14 protein-coding genes are annotated in these 15528 nt (G+C 59.9%); 7 read left to right on the forward strand and 7 right to left on the reverse strand.

Annotated elements, in window-relative coordinates:
• Nucleotides 1-317 precede the first annotated feature (317 nt).
• The 4 genes from M9827_RS24810 to M9827_RS24825 form a co-directional block, all read right to left on the reverse strand.
• Nucleotides 318-686 carry an endonuclease domain-containing protein gene (locus M9827_RS24810; RefSeq protein ID WP_250607719.1) on the reverse strand — a complete coding sequence of 123 codons (369 nt, stop codon included), beginning with the start codon at nt 684-686 and terminating at the stop codon, nt 318-320.
• 313 nt (nt 687-999) lie between these two features.
• Nucleotides 1000-3333, reverse strand: coding sequence for a TonB-dependent Fe(3+) dicitrate receptor FecA (fecA, locus tag M9827_RS24815; RefSeq protein ID WP_095049798.1), 2334 nt, complete (start codon nt 3331-3333; stop codon nt 1000-1002).
• 90 nt (nt 3334-3423) lie between these two features.
• Nucleotides 3424-4356: a DUF4880 domain-containing protein gene (locus tag M9827_RS24820; protein WP_250607720.1), complete on the reverse strand. Its 933-nt coding sequence runs from the start codon at nt 4354-4356 to the stop codon at nt 3424-3426.
• On the reverse strand, nt 4353-4841 hold the full coding sequence (locus M9827_RS24825; RefSeq protein WP_095125424.1) for a sigma-70 family RNA polymerase sigma factor: 489 nt from the start codon (nt 4839-4841) through the stop codon (nt 4353-4355). Before M9827_RS24825 ends, M9827_RS24820 begins: the two co-directional genes overlap by 4 nt.
• A 190-nt stretch (nt 4842-5031) precedes the next feature.
• Between M9827_RS24825 and M9827_RS24830 the strand changes: the two genes are divergently transcribed.
• The 6 genes from M9827_RS24830 (at nt 5032) to M9827_RS24855 (ending at nt 11430) form a co-directional block, all read left to right on the forward strand.
• Nucleotides 5032-5337 carry a DUF3649 domain-containing protein gene (locus M9827_RS24830; RefSeq protein WP_095125425.1) on the forward strand — a complete coding sequence of 102 codons (306 nt, stop codon included), beginning with the start codon at nt 5032-5034 and terminating at the stop codon, nt 5335-5337.
• Entirely contained in the window at nt 5334-6920 is a 1587-nt protein-coding gene (locus M9827_RS24835; RefSeq protein ID WP_250607721.1) for a PepSY-associated TM helix domain-containing protein, read from the forward strand. The genes M9827_RS24830 and M9827_RS24835 overlap by 4 nt, the downstream gene beginning before the upstream one ends.
• Entirely contained in the window at nt 6920-7246 is a 327-nt protein-coding gene (locus M9827_RS24840) for a DUF3325 domain-containing protein (protein ID WP_095049802.1), read from the forward strand. The genes M9827_RS24835 and M9827_RS24840 overlap by 1 nt, the downstream gene beginning before the upstream one ends.
• A 1-nt stretch (nt 7247) precedes the next feature.
• A complete protein-coding gene (locus M9827_RS24845) occupies nt 7248-7814 on the forward strand; it encodes an RNA polymerase sigma factor (protein WP_095049803.1) in 567 nt (188 codons plus the stop codon).
• Nucleotides 7811-8800, forward strand: coding sequence for a FecR family protein (locus M9827_RS24850; protein ID WP_250607722.1), 990 nt, complete (start codon nt 7811-7813; stop codon nt 8798-8800). The genes M9827_RS24845 and M9827_RS24850 overlap by 4 nt, the downstream gene beginning before the upstream one ends.
• A gap of 200 nt (nt 8801-9000) precedes the next feature.
• On the forward strand, nt 9001-11430 hold the full coding sequence (locus M9827_RS24855; protein WP_250607723.1) for a TonB-dependent siderophore receptor: 2430 nt from the start codon (nt 9001-9003) through the stop codon (nt 11428-11430).
• 331 nt (nt 11431-11761) lie between these two features.
• Here M9827_RS24855 and M9827_RS24860 read toward each other — a convergent pair whose 3' ends face one another.
• The gene (locus M9827_RS24860) at nt 11762-12637 is read right to left on the reverse strand and encodes an AraC family transcriptional regulator (RefSeq protein WP_250607724.1); all 876 of its coding nucleotides are present in this window, start codon (nt 12635-12637) and stop codon (nt 11762-11764) included.
• A gap of 139 nt (nt 12638-12776) precedes the next feature.
• On the opposite strand from M9827_RS24860, the gene M9827_RS24865 reads away from it, so the two are divergent.
• A complete protein-coding gene (locus M9827_RS24865) occupies nt 12777-13679 on the forward strand; it encodes a DMT family transporter (protein ID WP_250607725.1) in 903 nt (300 codons plus the stop codon).
• Between the two features lie 19 nt (nt 13680-13698).
• Here M9827_RS24865 and M9827_RS24870 read toward each other — a convergent pair whose 3' ends face one another.
• Both M9827_RS24870 and M9827_RS24875 read right to left on the reverse strand, forming a co-directional pair.
• On the reverse strand, nt 13699-14208 hold the full coding sequence (locus M9827_RS24870; protein ID WP_250607726.1) for a DUF2165 family protein: 510 nt from the start codon (nt 14206-14208) through the stop codon (nt 13699-13701).
• Between the two features lie 147 nt (nt 14209-14355).
• On the reverse strand, nt 14356-15330 hold the full coding sequence (locus M9827_RS24875; RefSeq protein ID WP_250607727.1) for a 2-hydroxyacid dehydrogenase: 975 nt from the start codon (nt 15328-15330) through the stop codon (nt 14356-14358).
• Between the last annotated feature and the right edge of the window lie 198 nt (nt 15331-15528).

The raw sequence follows: 15528 nt of genomic DNA on the forward strand, positions 1-15528 counted from the left end.
TTCGGTTATGGCATGAGAAAGCAGGCCCTCACCCCAGCCCTCTCCCGGAGGGAGAGGGGGCCGACCGAGGTGTCTGAAGAGGTACGTCGACCTGAAAGACCGAGTCGATTATGGATTCGGTGAAGCAGAATCAGATCGGCGTATCTCGCAAGCGTCCCCCAATCAGTCCCCCTCTCTCCGGGAGGGGGCCGACCGAGGTGTCTGAAGAGGTACGTCGACCTAGAAGACCGAGTCGATTATGGATTCGACGCAGTACTTTCAGGTCGGTGTATTTCTCAAGCATCCCCCAATCAGTTCCCTCTCCCTCTGGGAGAGGGTTAGGGTGAGGGCATTTTTCGATTCGCTGCAATTCTTATGATCTGCTCCAGCACATCGTCCATCTGCTGGATCACCTCAAGATTACTGAAACGCACGACTTCAATGCCCTTTTGATTCAGATAGCGCGTCCGGCGCTGGTCATGAATTAGCCCCTGCGTTTCAGCGTGCTGGCCGCCGTCCAGTTCGATCGCCAATTTCAGCTCAGCACAGTAAAAATCCAGCACATAGGGCGGACAGGGAAACTGCCGACGAAATTTCAGATTGGCGATTTGGCGGGAGCGGAGTTTTTGCCAGAGCAGGTGTTCGCAGTCGGTTTGCTTGGCGCGTAACTGGCGGGCGAATTGGCCGAGGGTGGGGCGGGTTTGCATGCTTCACGATCCTTGTGAAGTTGGTTTGAAGTTTTACTTTAGACCATGACCTGCTGACCTGCTGACCTGCTGACCTGCTGACCTGCTGACCCTCACCCCAGCCCTCTCCCGGAGGGAGAGGGGGCCGACCGAGGTGTCTTGCGGGGTACATCGACCTGTAAGACCGAGTCGATTATGGATTCGGCAAAGCGGTTTCAGGTCGAGTCGATTATGGATTCGGCACAGCACGTTCAGGTCGGCGTACCTCGCAAGCATCCCACGATAAGTCCCCTCTCCCTCTGGGAGAGGGCTAGGGTGAGGGGCTTTTCAATCTTCAGAACGCTACAGACGTCTGCACATAAACCGTGCGCGGCTCACCCACATACTTGCCCTTGTTGTTGTCATCAAACGAGCGCGTGAAGTACTGCGTGTTGAAGATGTTCTTCACCCCCACCGCCACATTCAGATCCGACAACTGCGGGCCGAAGTCATACCCCGCGCGGCTGCTGAACAGCATGTAACCGGGGATCTTGCCGGTGCTGCCATCGGCACTTTCCTTCGAGGTGTTGGCGTTGTCGGCAAACTGGTCGCTCTGGAAGCTGCTGTCGAGATTGAGCTTCCACGGCCCTTCGGTGTAACCCACACCAATCGTGCCTTTGTGTTTCGACGAGAACGGTACGCGATTGCCCTTGTTCGGTCCGTCTTCGCGGATAGTCGCGTCAACATAAGCGTAAGTGGCGTAGACATCGAAACCGGCCAGCGCCGGGCTCAAGTCATCCAGCGCGTAATTGACGCTGGTCTCGATACCCTGGTGACGGGTTTCGCCACGGGCGATCACCGAATCGTTGGTCTGGTTGCTTTCGTACTGGTTGTCGAAGTTGATCAGGAATGCGCCGATCTCCGCGCGCAACGCGCCGTTGTCATAGCGCGTGCCGAGCTCCCAGGTGCGGGCCTTTTCCGGTTTCACTTCGCCGCTGGTTACACGGTTGGGCATCTGGCTGTATTGCACGCTGCCGAACGAGCCTTCGGTGTTGGCGTACAGGTTCCAGCTGTCCGTCAGGTGATAGAGCACGTTCAACGCCGGCAACGCGGTGTTGTAATCGCCTTTGTATTTGACGTTGGTCAGGTTGTTGGTCTGCTGCGATTCGATCATCTCGTAGCGCACACCCGGGGTGATCGTCCATTTGCCGATATCGATGCGGTCGTCGACAAAGAACGCATTGGCCTCAGTGCCGCCACGGGTGTCACGATCATTACGGCTGTTGGTGGTCGGGTATTGGTTGCTGCTGATCGGCGTGCGATAGCGCAATTCGTGACCGGCCTCGTTGATGTAGCGATAGCCGACACCGACCTCATGGCTGGTCGGGCCGAGGTCGAAACCCTGAGCGAAACGGGTTTCCAGACCGCGTACCCAGTACTCGCGCGGCGACAGCGAGAGGAACGTGCCCTGATCCAGATAGCCGCTGCGCAGGGTCTTGGTGAAGAAGGTGTTGGCGGTGAATTCGCGGCGATCTTCCTGATAGCGATAGCCGAAATTGAACATCGTGCGGCGGCCCCAGAACTGGTCTTTCGGCCGCGTCGACTGATACGGATCGGCGTCGTAATCGGCAACGTTCAAACCGCCGGGCATGTCAGCCTTGCCTTCGTAATACTGGGCCATGGCGTTGAAGCTGTTGGCTTCGTCGAGCTGGTATTTACCCTTGAGGATCAGGTCGTCAATCTCGGTGTCGCTGTGTTCGCGCCAGTCGCCGCCGCGCGTCCCGGAGTAGAGCAACGCACCGCCGAGGCCATTGGCGTTGGTGCCGCCGGCCAGCAGGTTGGCGCTGGTCTTGAAGCCGTCGTGGCTCGACGATGGGCTGGTTTCAGTTTGGAAACCGCCCTTGACCGTTGGCTCGTCGGGAATCGCCCGGGTGACGAAGTTGACCACGCCGCCGACGTTTTGCGGGCCGTAACGCACCGCGCCGCCGCCGCGCACGACGTCCACGGCATCCATGTTGCCCATGCTGATCGGCGCGAACGATAACTGCGGCTGGCCGTAGGGCGCGAACGGCACCGGAATGCCGTCCATCAACACGGTCGAGCGCGCGGCCAGTCGCGGGTTCAAGCCACGGATACCGAAATTCAGCGCCATGTCGTGGCTGCCGGTGCCGTTGTTGTCTGGAGCGTTGACGCCGGGGATGCGATTGAGCACATCCCGCGCCTGAGTGGCGCCCTGGCGTTCGAACTCTTCGCGGCGGATCACATCGCGCGCGCCCGGGTGCTCGAACACATTGATTTGCGCAGCGTCGCCGAGCCAGTCGCCGACGACTTTCGAGGTGTCCAGCTCCAGCGCGGCATCCGCCACCGGTTGCAGGCTGAACGCATTGTTGCCTTCGGCGCGCGCTTGCAGACCGGTGCCTTCAAGCAATGCATTCAAACCCTGCTCAGGTGTGTAACTGCCTTCCAGGCCACGGCTTTGCACACCGCTGGTGACTTGCGAACCAAACGAAATCAGCACGCCCGCTTCACGGCCAAACTGGTTGAGGGCGTTCTCCAGCGACGACGGCGCGATGTGATAAGCCTTGGCATCAGCGGCCAGCGCGGCGGGCAGGGCACTGAAACTCAGGCTGGCGCCGAGGACAAGATTGCGCAGGGTACGAGCCAGTGGCGTGAGGCGGGTGGAGTGCATGTCGGATGATCCTGAGAAGGTTGAATCAAGGGGGCTTTCCTTCTCTGTCACGCCAGATCTGAAAAACGGCTCATTTATTTTTGATGTTTTTTAAACCCGCGCTTCGACGCTCACCCAGTAACGGGTAAAGCGCTTCACCTTCACCGGCAAACTGATTTCCAGCAGGTCGAGAATCCGCTCGCTGTCGTCCAGTGGGTAAGTCCCGGAAATCAGCAGGTCGGCGACGTTCCTGTCGCAATTGAGCTGGCCGCGACGATAGCGGCCGAGTTCATCGAGGAAGTCGCCCAAACGCATATGCGCGGCCACCAGCATGCCGTCGGCCCAGGCGCCGCTGTTGGCATCCAGCGGTTTGGCTTCGCTGATGGATTTCGAGGTGAAACTCAGTTGCCGTGCAAGCGGCAGCAGCATCGGCGCGCGTCCATTGCTGCTCAGTTCGACGCTGCCGTCAAACAGCGCAACCTGAGTGCGATCGGCAAACTGACGCACATTGAGACGTGCACCGTGAGTTTCAAGAATGCCCTGAGCGGTGCGCACTTCGAAAGATTGCGCTGCAGTCAGGAGGATTTCGCCTTCGAGCAAGCGGATCAGTCGCGCCGAGACATCCACATCGGCGGCACTGGCTGTGTTGAGTTGCAACTGATCGCCCGCACCGAGCGCCACCTTGCGCCGTTGCCCGATCGGACTGCGGTAATCAGCGAGCAGCGACGGCAATGGATTGTGCTCACGCACCCCCCAGGTGACAGCCGATCCGGCGCCGAGAATCAGCAGCAGTTTCAGTGCCTGACGACGGCTGCCGGACTTCGGCCCGTTCAACGCCGCGTGTGCCAGCGGCGAAGACACACCGCGCAAACGCTGATTGACCCGCTGAATATGCTCCCACGCCCGCCGGTGTTCGCTGTGTGCCTCCAGCCATTGTTGCCAGGCCTGTTGCTGGCGCGGGGAGAGCGTGCCCTGCTGCATTTCCATCAGCCAATGCACGGCCTGTTCAGCCACTTGGGAGGAGAAATCCGGCACGCGGTTCATAAGGCGAAGTAGCAGCGCATGGCGGCTTTGTTCAGATGACGTTTGACCGTGGCCACGGATATGCCCAGTTCAGCGGCGATCTGTGGATAAGTCAGGCCATCGACCTGCGCCAGCAAAAAGGCGCGTTTGACCTGACGCGGCAAACCGTCGAGCAACTGATCCAGCTCCATCAGGGTTTGCAGGATGATCGCCTTGTCTTCTTCCGACGGCGCGACCATGTCCGGCATCTGCGCCAAGGTGTCGAGGTAAGCGCGTTCGACATCCTGACGGCGGTAATGATTGAACAGAACGCGCTTGGCCAACGTCGTCAGAAAGGCGCGCGGCTCGATGATCACCGGAGGTTCGCGGGCGGTCAGCACCTTGATAAACGTGTCCTGCGCCAGATCCGCCGCGCTGTCCGGGCAGCCGAGTTTGCGCCGCAGCCAACTGGTGAGCCAGCCGTGATGGGCCTGATAGAGCGATTCGACAGGATGGGCGGACGACAACGGTATTATTCCGGGCGCTTGATGGCGCGGTAGAGAGTATGCGTTAGAGAACAAGAACTGTTCGCATTGTAAGGGGCGAAACGCTTAACCGGCAATCAGATGCTTTTGCGTATGAGAATATTTATCATTAATATTGCTCGCCTGTAGGTTCGGCTCATCGGCCGGACGTTTTTCGTTTCAGGGTCGAAACATGAAAGGCAAACTCGCCACACTTCCCATCTCCTATCGTCTGGCCGTCACCTCACGGGTGCTGGCGGCGGTGTTTGGCGGCTATCTCGTTGCGGCGCTGGCCAGTGTCACCCTGACGCTGTGGCTGCCGTTGAGCCGCGCCGAAGCGGTGGTGACCGGCATGACCATTTCCTTTCTGGTCTATCTGGTGGCGGTGCTCTGGTGTTTCGCCTGTCGTACGGCGTGGTCGGCCTGGGTCGGTTTGCTGGTGCCAAGCGTGATTCTGGCGACCATCTCTGGCGCAGCACGTGGATTGGGCCTGGCATGAAAGAGGGCTTTCGTCAGGCGATGGCCTGGCTGCACACCTGGGCCGGACTGCTGTTCGGCTGGTTGCTGTTCGCGATTTTCCTGACCGGGACGCTGGCCTATTTCAAAGATGAGATCAGCCACTGGATGCAGCCGGAAATCCCCGCGCGATCGGTGAGTGCCGAGACCAGCCTGACGCTGGCCCAGGATTATCTGCAGCAACACGCGGCCGGCGCCTCACGCTGGCTGATCGATTTGCCTGATGCCCGAGATCCCGGCCTGACCGTGCGCTGGCAGCCAGTGCCGGCCAATCCCGGTGAGCGCGGGCGCTTCGAGTCGAAAACCCTCGACGCGCAAACCGGCGCCGAAGTGCAGGGCCGCGACAGCATGGGCGGCGAGTTCTTCTATCGCTTCCACTTCCAGTTGCAAATGCCTTATCCGTGGGGCCGCTGGCTGGCGACGATTGCCGCGATGGTGATGTTCGTCGCGCTGATCACCGGGATCATCACCCACAAGAAAATCTTCAAGGACTTCTTCACGTTCCGCCCGCGCAAGGGTCAGCGCTCCTGGCTCGACGGGCATAACGCGGTGGGTGTGCTGGTGTTGCCGTTTCACTTGATGATCACCTACAGCAGCCTGGTGATTTTCATGTCGATGGTCATGCCGGCGAGCATCGTCGCGTCGTACGGCAGTGACGTGCGCACGTTCTATGATGAAGTGTTCCCCGCGTCGAAAACCCCGGAGCGCGCCAACATCGCGGCACCTTTGGCAGCCATGGCGCCGCTGTTGAGCAAGGCCAGCGAGCAATGGTCGGGCGGCCACACGGCGCGTCTGTCGGTGAGCAATCCGGGGGATGCCAATGCCACGGTGGTGCTGTCCCGTGCGGGGGATCGCGTGGTGCATGATTTCGGCCGTGCCGTGACGTTCAACGGGGTGACCGGGCAGATGCTCGGCAGCACACCGGAGCAGCCAATGGCGATGGCGGTGGGTGGTGCGTTCTATGGCTTGCACATGGGTCACTTCGCCGGGCCGCTCCTGCGTTGGCTGTATTTCATTTGCGGATTGGCCGGCACGGCGATGATCGGCACCGGGCTGGTGATCTGGTTGGGCAAGCGTCAACTCAAACATGCCAAGAGCGGCGTGATGCCGTTCGAACTGCGGCTGGTTGAAGTGCTGAACATCGCCAGCATGGCCGGGTTGGTTGCGGCGGTGGCTGTATTCTTCCTGGCCAATCGTCTGTTGCCAGTGAGCCTCGCCGAGCGCGCAGATTGGGAAGTGAATGCGTTCTTTAACGCTTGGGCTTTGAGTGTGCTGCACGCGCTGCTGCGTCCGGGACGAAAGGCCTGGGTTGAGCAACTCACCCTGAGCGCCGCCCTGTTTGTCGCGGTGCCGCTGGTCAATGCGCTGACCACCCCTTGGAATCTCGGCGTTACCTTGATGCAGAGGGATTGGGCATTGGCCGGTTTTGATCTGACGTGCCTCGCAACCGGTTTGTTCCTGGCTTGGGCCGCGTGGAAAATGCAGCGCGCCGGCAACACCGTCAGCATTAAAAAGCCCCGCCGCGAACAGGCCCGGCCGATCACCCTTGAACAAGGGGCGAACTGATGCTCTTGCCCTTGTTGCTTACCTACGCCGGATTCACCGCGTTGTGCCTGTCGATGCCTCGCCACCACGATGAATTGCTCGGTCACAAACCGTCCACGCGTCGCCGTCAGGGCCTGAAAGTCGGCGGATGGTTATTGCTGTGTTTGTCGCTTTGGGCGGCGGTGAAGGCCAACGGCTGGAGCTTCGGCCTGGTCGACTGGTTTGCCGTGCTGATGCTCAGCGCCTTGGTGTTGGTTTTGTTGCTGCCGTATCGCCCGCGTTTCGCATTGACGCTGGCCGGGGTCAGTCTGCTGGCGAGCCCGGTCGCCGCATGGGCGCAGTGCTGAAGTGCTGATCGGTCTGCCACCGGAATCCCGCGACGATGAGCCGCGTGGGGCACGTGCGCATTTTCTTCAGGTGTTCCTGTCCCAGCGTTCGCAAATGGAAGCGCTGGTAAACCGGCGCGTCGGTTGTCGGGCGACGGCGGCGGATCTGGTCCAGGATCTGTTTCTGCGTTTTTGGCGGCGACCGCTGGTGCAGGTCGAAGAGCTCAGCACCTATCTGTTGCGCTGCGCCGGCAACATCGCCATCGACCATCTGCGCAGCGAAGGCACGCGCACGCGGGTCAACGAAGGCTGGCAACCGGACGAGCCGCACAGCCACGGCAGCGAACCACAAGCAGCGCTGGAAGCGGGCAATGATCTGAAGTATGTCGAAGCGGCGTTGCGCGCCTTGCCAGAGCGCACCCGGCAGATCTTTTTGCTCAATCGCATTCACGGCCGCAAGTATGCGGAAATCGCCAAAGCCATGGGCCTGTCCCAAAGTGCCGTGGAAAAACATATGATGCGCGCCCTCGAGGCCTGCAAGGCCAGCCTGCGCGAACCCGCGCCACGCCTGCCAGGGAAAGCACCGTGAAGCCCGCCGATTCCGTTACCCCCACGCCCGCGCAAGAGCAGGCCGCGTTTGCCTGGTTGAGCCTGCTGCATGATCGGCCGAGTGCCGGCGATCAACTGACCTTCAGCCAATGGCTGCGCGCCGACCCAGCCCATGCCGAGGCGTATGCGCAGGCGCAGGTGCTTTGGGAACTGAGCGAAGGCCCGGCACGAACGCTGGCAGATGAAGAAGCCTCGGCGTTGCAGGGTTATCTTGATGCGATGGATCGCCCGCGTCGTCCAGCGCTGTTGCGTTGGTCGGCGGCGCTGGCGATGGCGGCGTGCCTGCTGCTGATGGTCAGCCTCGGCACCGGCTGGCAAGCGCAGCGCTGGCTCGATGATCTGGGCGCCGATTATGTCTCGGCACCCGGCGAGATCCGCACGGTGACGCTGGCCGATCAATCGCAAGTGACGCTGGATGGCGACAGTGCGATTGCCGTGGATTTCAGTCATGGCGAGCGCCGTGTGCAGTTGCGCCGTGGTGCCGGGTTCTTCAGCGTCAGCCACACCGGCGAGCCGTTTGTGGTCGCGGCGGAGCAGGGCGAGGCGCGGGTGCTCGGCACGCAATTCGAAGTGCGTCTGCAACCACACGGTGCGCAGGTCACGGTGTTGTCCGGGCGCGTTGGTGTGACGGCGGATCGTGATGCTGAACAGCAGATTCTTACGGCCGGTCAGCAGGTCGCTTTTGCTGGCGGCACCGCAGAAAAACTGCACGCGGTGGACAGTGAGGCGCAGTTAGCCTGGCGTCAGGGTTGGCTGACTTACTACAAGTCGACGCTGGCCGATGTGGTCGAGGATCTGCGGCGTTATTACCCGGGGCGGATTGTGTTGCTCAACGATGAACTGGCGGCGCGCAAGGTCAGTGGCAGTTTTCCCAGCAAGGATCCGCAGGCGGTGTTGAATTCTTTACAAGGGGTGATGGGGTTTGAGCAGCATCAGGTGTTGGGGCATCTGATTATTTTGCGCTGAAGCAAAAGGCAAAAGATCGCAGCCTTCGGCAGCTCCTACAGGGGATCGCATTTCAATGCAGGCGCTGCCGAAGGCTGCGATCTTTTGATCCTGAAAAATATTTTCAGATTTGTGGTGAGGTAAACCCGAACCCCATCCGTGTAGTGACTGAAACTGCGAGTCATTCGCATCCGTTGCGGTTCTACACAGGTCATTGAGCAATGAAGTCCAGGGCAAAATCGGGTTCGGTCAAACAATGGTTAGGCGTGTCGGCACTGAGCTTTTCGGCATTGGCGCTGTTGCCGCTGAGCGTCGCGCTCGCCGCTGAAACCGTCAGCAGCCAAGCGCAAAAGCAGTTCAATTTTTCCCTGGCCGCCAAACCGCTGCCGCAAGCCTTGAGCGACTTCAGCCGCGTCACCGGGCAGAGCGTGGTCTACACCGACGAAGCGCCGTACGGTCTGACAGCACCGGCCGTCAATGGCCAGATGAGTGCCGAACAGGCGCTGCAACGTCTGCTCAGTGGGTCCGGCCTCAACTTCCGCCGCACTGACAGCCACACGCTGGCGCTGGAGCCCAAACCCACCGAAGGCGCGTTGAACCTCGGCGCCACCACCATCACCTCGACCCGCGACGAATCGATGAGCTATCAGCCGCCGGAAACCAGTTCGGTGATGCGTTCGTCGGCGTCGTTGCAGGAAGTCCCGCAGACCGTCAACGTCATCCCGGCGCAAGTCATCCGCGATCAAGCGCCGCGTAATCTGGACGATGCACTGGCCAACGTCAGCGGCATCACTCAAGGCAACACCTTGGGCAGCACCCAGGATTCGGTGATGACGCGCGGCTTCGGTGACAACCGCAATGGCTCGATCATGCGCGACGGCATGCCGATCGTGCAGGGGCGCGGCATGAATGCCACGGTCGATCGGGTTGAAGTGCTCAAAGGCCCGGCCTCGCTGCTATACGGCATTCAAGACCCGGGTGGCGTGGTCAACCTGGTCAGCAAGAAGCCTGAACTGACGCAATACAATGCCCTGACCTTGCGCGGCTCGACTTACGGCGACGGCAAGAACGGCAGCGGCGGCAGCCTCGACAGCACCGGCCCGTTGGGCGATTCCGGGCTGGCCTATCGCATGGTGCTCGACCACGAAGACGAAGATTACTGGCGCAACTTCGGCACTCACCGTGAAACCCTGATCGCCCCTTCGCTGGCCTGGTTTGGCGAAAGCACCAAGCTGTTGTTCGCCTACGAGCATCGCGAATTTCTCACGCCGTTCGACCGTGGCACGCTGATCGATCCGCGCACCAATCACCCTTTGGACATCTCGCGCAAAGAGCGCCTCGACGAGCCGTTCAATAACATGGAAGGCCGTTCGGACCTGTACCACTTCGAAGCCGATCACGAGCTCAACGACGACTGGAAAGCCCACTTCGGTTACAGCTGGAATCGTGAAACCTACGACGCCAGCCAGGTCCGCGTGACCGCTATCGACACCAAAAAAGGCACGCTGACCCGCAGCATGGACGGCACCCAGAATGCGATCAGCACCGACCGTTTCACCACCGCCAGCCTTGAAGGCAAGGTCAACGTGCTGGGCATGCAGCATGACCTGGTGTTCGGCGTCGATGACGAGTACCGCAAGATCTACCGCGAGGACTTGATCCGGCAGAAAAGCCTGACCACTTTCAGCTACATCAATCCGGTGTACGGTCGTGAAGTCGCCGGTACGACCGTCAGCGCTCCCGACAGCGCGCAGACCGATGAGCTGCGCAGCGATTCGGTGTTCATGCAGGACTCGATTCACCTCAACGACCAGTGGATTCTGGTCGCCGGCGGGCGCTTTCAGGAGTACGACCAGTACGCCGGCAAAGGTGTGCCGTTCAAGGCCAACACCGACAGCAACGGGCAAAAATGGGTGCCGCGCGCAGGTCTCGTGTATCGCTACACCGACGCCTTGTCGTTCTACGGCAGCTACACTGAATCGTTCAAACCCAACTCGACCATCGCCCCGCTGAGCGGCAGCAGCACCGTGCTCGACGGCAGCATCGCGCCGGAAGAGGCCAAGTCGTGGGAACTCGGCGCACGCTTGGACATGCCGGGGCGCGTCACTGGCAACATCGCGTTGTTCGACATCAAGAAACGCAACGTGCTGGTGGCCAATTCCGAAGGCCCGACGACGATTTACAGCGCCGCCGGTGAGGTACGTTCGCGCGGTCTGGAAATGGACCTGACCGGTCAATTGACTGACCACTGGAGCATGATCGGCAGCTACGCCTACACCGATGCCGAAGTGACCGAAGACCCGGATTACAAAGGCAAGCGCCTGCAGAACGTGGCGAAGAATTCCGGCTCGTTGTCGGCGGTGTATGACTTTGGCAGCGTGATTGGCGGCGATCAATTGCGCGTCGGCGCGGGTGCGCGGTATGTCGGCGAACGTGCGGGTAACGCGGTGAATGATTTTGACCTGCCGAGCTACACCGTGGCTGATGCGTTTGCCACGTACGACACCAGGGTTGAAGGGCAGAAGGTCAAGTTTCAGCTCAATGTGAAGAACCTGTTTGATCGCACCTATTACACCTCGGCGGCGAGTCGGTTCTTTGTGTCGATGGGGGATGCGCGGCAGGTTTCGTTGTCCAGCACCCTGGAATTTTAAGGCAAGATCACAAGCCCCTCACCCTAACCCTCTCCCCGAGGGAGAGGGGACTGAGCGTGGGATATTGGAGAACTCCGCTGACGTGATCGATCTTTTCCGAATCCATAATCGACTCGGTCATTCAGGTCGATGTACAGCGCAAGACACCTCGGTCGGCCCCCTCTCCCAGAGGGAGAGGGGACTGATTGGGGGATATTGGAGAACTGCGCCGACGTGATCGATCTTTACCGAATCCATAATCGACTCGGTCATTCAGGTCGATGTACAACGCCAGACACCTCGGTCGGCCCCCTCTCCCTCTGGGAGAGGGCTGGGGTGAGGGGAAAAGGGCTTAACGCAAAAATGCCTGCCGATACTCACCCGGCGTCCCGCCCAGAACCTGCTTGAACCGATTGGTGAAATGACTCGCACTGGCGAACCCGCACGCCAGCGCGATCTCGCCCAACGGCAACGCCGTCCCGCGCAACAACTCCCGCGCCCGGCTCAAGCGCCGCGCCAGTACGTATTGATGCGGCGGCAGACCGAAACTCGTCCGAAACATCCGCGCAAAGTGGTATTCCGACAGCGCACACAACCCGGCCAATTGTCCGAGGCTGATCGGCTCGGCCAACTGAGTGTCGATGAACTCCACCAGTTGCCGACGCTGGTGTGGCGCCAGTCCACCCTTCAAACGCAAGCCCTGACGCGCGCCGACCTGACTGAGCAAGGTGTGGCTGATCAATTCATGGGCGAGGCTACTGCTCAGCAAGCGTTCAGCAGGCTCGTCCCAATTCAGCGTCAGCAACTGCCGGAAGCGTTGCGCCTGTTGCGGATCTTCGAGAAAGGTCTGCTCGCGCAATTGCATCTCACGCGGTTCGCGATCGAGCAACGTGACGCAACCGAGGGCAAATTGTTCGGCGCTGAAATACAGGTGCGCCAAGCGGATATCGCCGTTGATCACCCAGCCCGATTCATGATCGGCCGGCAGGATGCACAGCTTGTCCGGCCCGCCTTTCTGCCCGGGTTGATCGCGACGAAAGGTACCGGTGCCGCCGGCGATGTAGCAGGACAACGTGTGGTGGGTGGGCGCTTCGTAATCTTGCGCATCGTGGTGGTTGGTCCACAAAGCGGCAGACAAGCCGTCACCAAGCTCGGCGCTGTGCACCAGGCGTGCATTGGGCGAGCTGTTTAACGCTTGAAAGACTTGCAGGGTATCGATGGCGGCCATGGTCGGTTCTCTTCAACGCCTTGCATCCTACTCCGTGGGCGCCGCGCTGCCAGCCTGCCGCCAGACAAAAGCGCAAGAATCTGCAAGCGCTCAAACCAGGTCCGGGCAGACACTCAAGGCCTATCGAGGAGTGTCTGCCATGAACCTGTCGTTGTATTTGTTGACCGTGCTGATCTGGGGCACCACCTGGATTGCCTTGAAATGGCAACTGGGCGTGGTGGCGATTCCGGTGTCGATCGTCTATCGCTTCGGCCTCGCGGCGCTGGTGCTGTTTGCGCTGTTGCTGCTCAGCCGTCGCCTGCAACCGATGAACCGTCGCGGGCATCTGATCTGCGTGGCTCAGGGCTTGTGTCTGTTCTGCGTCAACTTCATGTGCTTTCTGACCGCCAGTCAGTGGATCCCCAGCGGTCTGGTCGCAGTGGTGTTCTCTACCGCGACGCTGTGGAACGCGCTGAATGCGCGGGTGTTCTTTGGTCAGCGCATCGCGCGCAATGTGCTGATGGGCGGTGCGCTGGGGCTGTTCGGCCTGGGCATGTTGTTCTGGCCGGAACTGGCCGGGCATCAGGCCAGCCCGCAAACCTTGCTGGGGCTTGGTCTGGCACTGTGCGGGACGTTGTGTTTCTCGGCAGGCAACATGCTCTCGAGCCTGCAGCAGAAGGCCGGCCTCAGGCCGCTGACCACCAACGCCTGGGGCATGGCCTATGGCGCGGCGATGTTGTCGGTGTGGTGCCTGGTCAAAGGCATTCCATTCGACATGGACTGGAGTCCGCGTTATGTCGGCGCGCTGCTGTATCTGGTGATTCCCGGTTCGGTCATCGGCTTCACCGCGTATCTCACGCTGGTCGGGCGCATGGGTCCGGAGCGTGCGGCTTACTGCACCGTGCTGTTTCCGGTGGTGGCGCTGAACGTCTCGGCTTTTGCTGAAGGTTATCAGTGGACAGCGCCGGCGCTGGTCGGTCTGGTGTTAGTGATGCTGGGCAATGTGTTGGTGTTCCGCAAACCCAAGGTGGTCGTGGCGCCAGTACAGGGAAAGTTGGCTTGAAATAAACGAGCGCTAAACTTCAGCGCTCGACTTTCAAGGTGATGTAAATCATTACCGGGAAGATGAAGTCAACGATATGTCGCGCCCAGTCCTTGGCATTCCATGATTGCGAAGTGTCCATGTCGAACCATTCGACACCTACGGTTTGCAAACAGACGTAATAAATGAAGATGGCCGCGAGTATGCCCATGATCGAGAACTTTTTTGCCTCGTGGAATACTTCTGCGGACGCATTTATGTGGCGATATAGCTGATGCGTGCCTATCAGGCACAGCACGGTATACGTAACTTCCAGCGTAATGATGAACCAGTAGATCCGGTGATGGATCATCGGTGATTCAATGGCGCGGTACTTGATGGTTTCACTGGCCGTGGTTGTGTCCATACTCAGGATATGAGCCACGTAGGTGTAGTTTGAATTGTAGTCAGTAAAGTTGTGGATCATCACCAGCACGCCAAAGAAGCTGATGTAAGCCATTAATATGACTTTGCTGTAACGAATGAGTTTGTCGGTTGTCAGGGTGTTCAAGGTATTGGCTCTCCATAGCGTTTGTCGATTATTCGACAGGCAGGCAGAGCTTATAATGCTGTTGTTTGATTGGCTTTTTTGTTCAATTTCAAGTTGTGTAACGCATAACTAACGGGCAAGTGCAATAACGCACTTGCCCGTGTTTTTTTATCCGCGCCAGACTTGCGGGTTGACCAGATCCTGCGGGCGTTCGCCGAGCAGGGCACTGCGCAGATTGGCCAGCGCACGATTGGCCATGGCTTCGCGGGTTTCATTCGTCGCCGAGCCGATGTGCGGCAGGGTCACGGCGTTACTCAACTGGAACAGCGGCGATTCGGCCAGCGGTTCTTTTTCGTAGACGTCGAGGCCAGCGCCACGTATGCGGTTGTTTTGCAGGGCTTCGATCAACGCCGGTTCATCGACGACCGGGCCACGGGAAATGTTGACCAGAATCGCGCCGGGCTTCATCAGCGCCAGTTCGCGATGACTGATCAAGTGGCGGGTCTTGTCGCTGAGCGGCACCACCAGGCAGACGAAATCGGCTTCGGCGAGCAGTTGATCGAGGCTGCGAAATTGCGCGCCGAGTTCCTGTTCCAGGTCGGTCTTGCGGCTGTTGCCGCTGTAGATAATCGGCATGTTGAAGCCGAAGCGGCCACGGCGGGCGACGGCGGCGCCGATGTTGCCCATGCCGACGATGCCGAGGGTTTTGCCGTGGACGTCACAGCCGAACAGCGGTGCGCCGACGCTGGCTTGCCACTGGCCGGCCTTGGTCCAGGCGTCGAGTTCGGCGACGCGGCGGGCGCTGCTCATGATCAGGGCGAAGGCCAGGTCGGCAGTGCTTTCGGTGAGCACATCCGGGGTGTTGGTGAGCATGATTCCGCGTTGGTTGAAGTAGTCGAGGTCGTAGTTGTCGTAGCCGACGGAGACGCTTGAGACCACTTCCAGTTTGGCGGCGTTTTCCAGTTGTGCGCGGCCGAGTTTGCGGCCGACGCCGATGAGGCCGTGGGCTTGGGGCAGGGCTTCATTGAATTGGGCGTTGATGTCGCCGTTCTTTGGATTTGGGACGATGACGTCGAACTCCTGTTGCAGGTGTTCGATCATGGGCGGGGTGATGCGGCTGAAGGCCAGGACAGTTTTTTTCATCGTTGTTGGCTCTTGTTCGGGCTTGATACCTAGCAAGCTAACATTTCTGGCTTGGGGTTGTCTTGGCGGCCTCTGGGCCGACCAGGTTTTGGGTGGTGTTGGGTTTATATCCGTTTTTTGGGGGATGGCGGCTTAGGGTTCCGCCCTTACGGCCATCCCTTTCAAGGTCTTCGGTAAAATCGCTGAAATTTCATTCAG

It is taken from the genome of Pseudomonas sp. AKS31, from assembly GCF_023634765.1.
Classification (GTDB): Bacteria; Pseudomonadota; Gammaproteobacteria; order Pseudomonadales; family Pseudomonadaceae; genus Aquipseudomonas.

Coding starts and splice junctions, on each gene's coding strand:
- M9827_RS24865 (WP_250607725.1), top strand. CDS start 12,777: ATGAACCTGTCGTTGTATTTGTTGACCGTGCTGATCTGGGGCACCACC.
- M9827_RS24855 (WP_250607723.1), top strand. CDS start 9,001: ATGAAGTCCAGGGCAAAATCGGGTTCGGTCAAACAATGGTTAGGCGTG.
- fecA (WP_095049798.1), bottom strand. CDS start 3,333: ATGCACTCCACCCGCCTCACGCCACTGGCTCGTACCCTGCGCAATCTT.
- M9827_RS24835 (WP_250607721.1), top strand. CDS start 5,334: ATGAAAGAGGGCTTTCGTCAGGCGATGGCCTGGCTGCACACCTGGGCC.
- M9827_RS24875 (WP_250607727.1), bottom strand. CDS start 15,330: ATGAAAAAAACTGTCCTGGCCTTCAGCCGCATCACCCCGCCCATGATC.
- M9827_RS24810 (WP_250607719.1), bottom strand. CDS start 686: ATGCAAACCCGCCCCACCCTCGGCCAATTCGCCCGCCAGTTACGCGCC.
- M9827_RS24860 (WP_250607724.1), bottom strand. CDS start 12,637: ATGGCCGCCATCGATACCCTGCAAGTCTTTCAAGCGTTAAACAGCTCG.
- M9827_RS24820 (WP_250607720.1), bottom strand. CDS start 4,356: ATGAACCGCGTGCCGGATTTCTCCTCCCAAGTGGCTGAACAGGCCGTG.
- M9827_RS24830 (WP_095125425.1), top strand. CDS start 5,032: ATGAAAGGCAAACTCGCCACACTTCCCATCTCCTATCGTCTGGCCGTC.
- M9827_RS24840 (WP_095049802.1), top strand. CDS start 6,920: ATGCTCTTGCCCTTGTTGCTTACCTACGCCGGATTCACCGCGTTGTGC.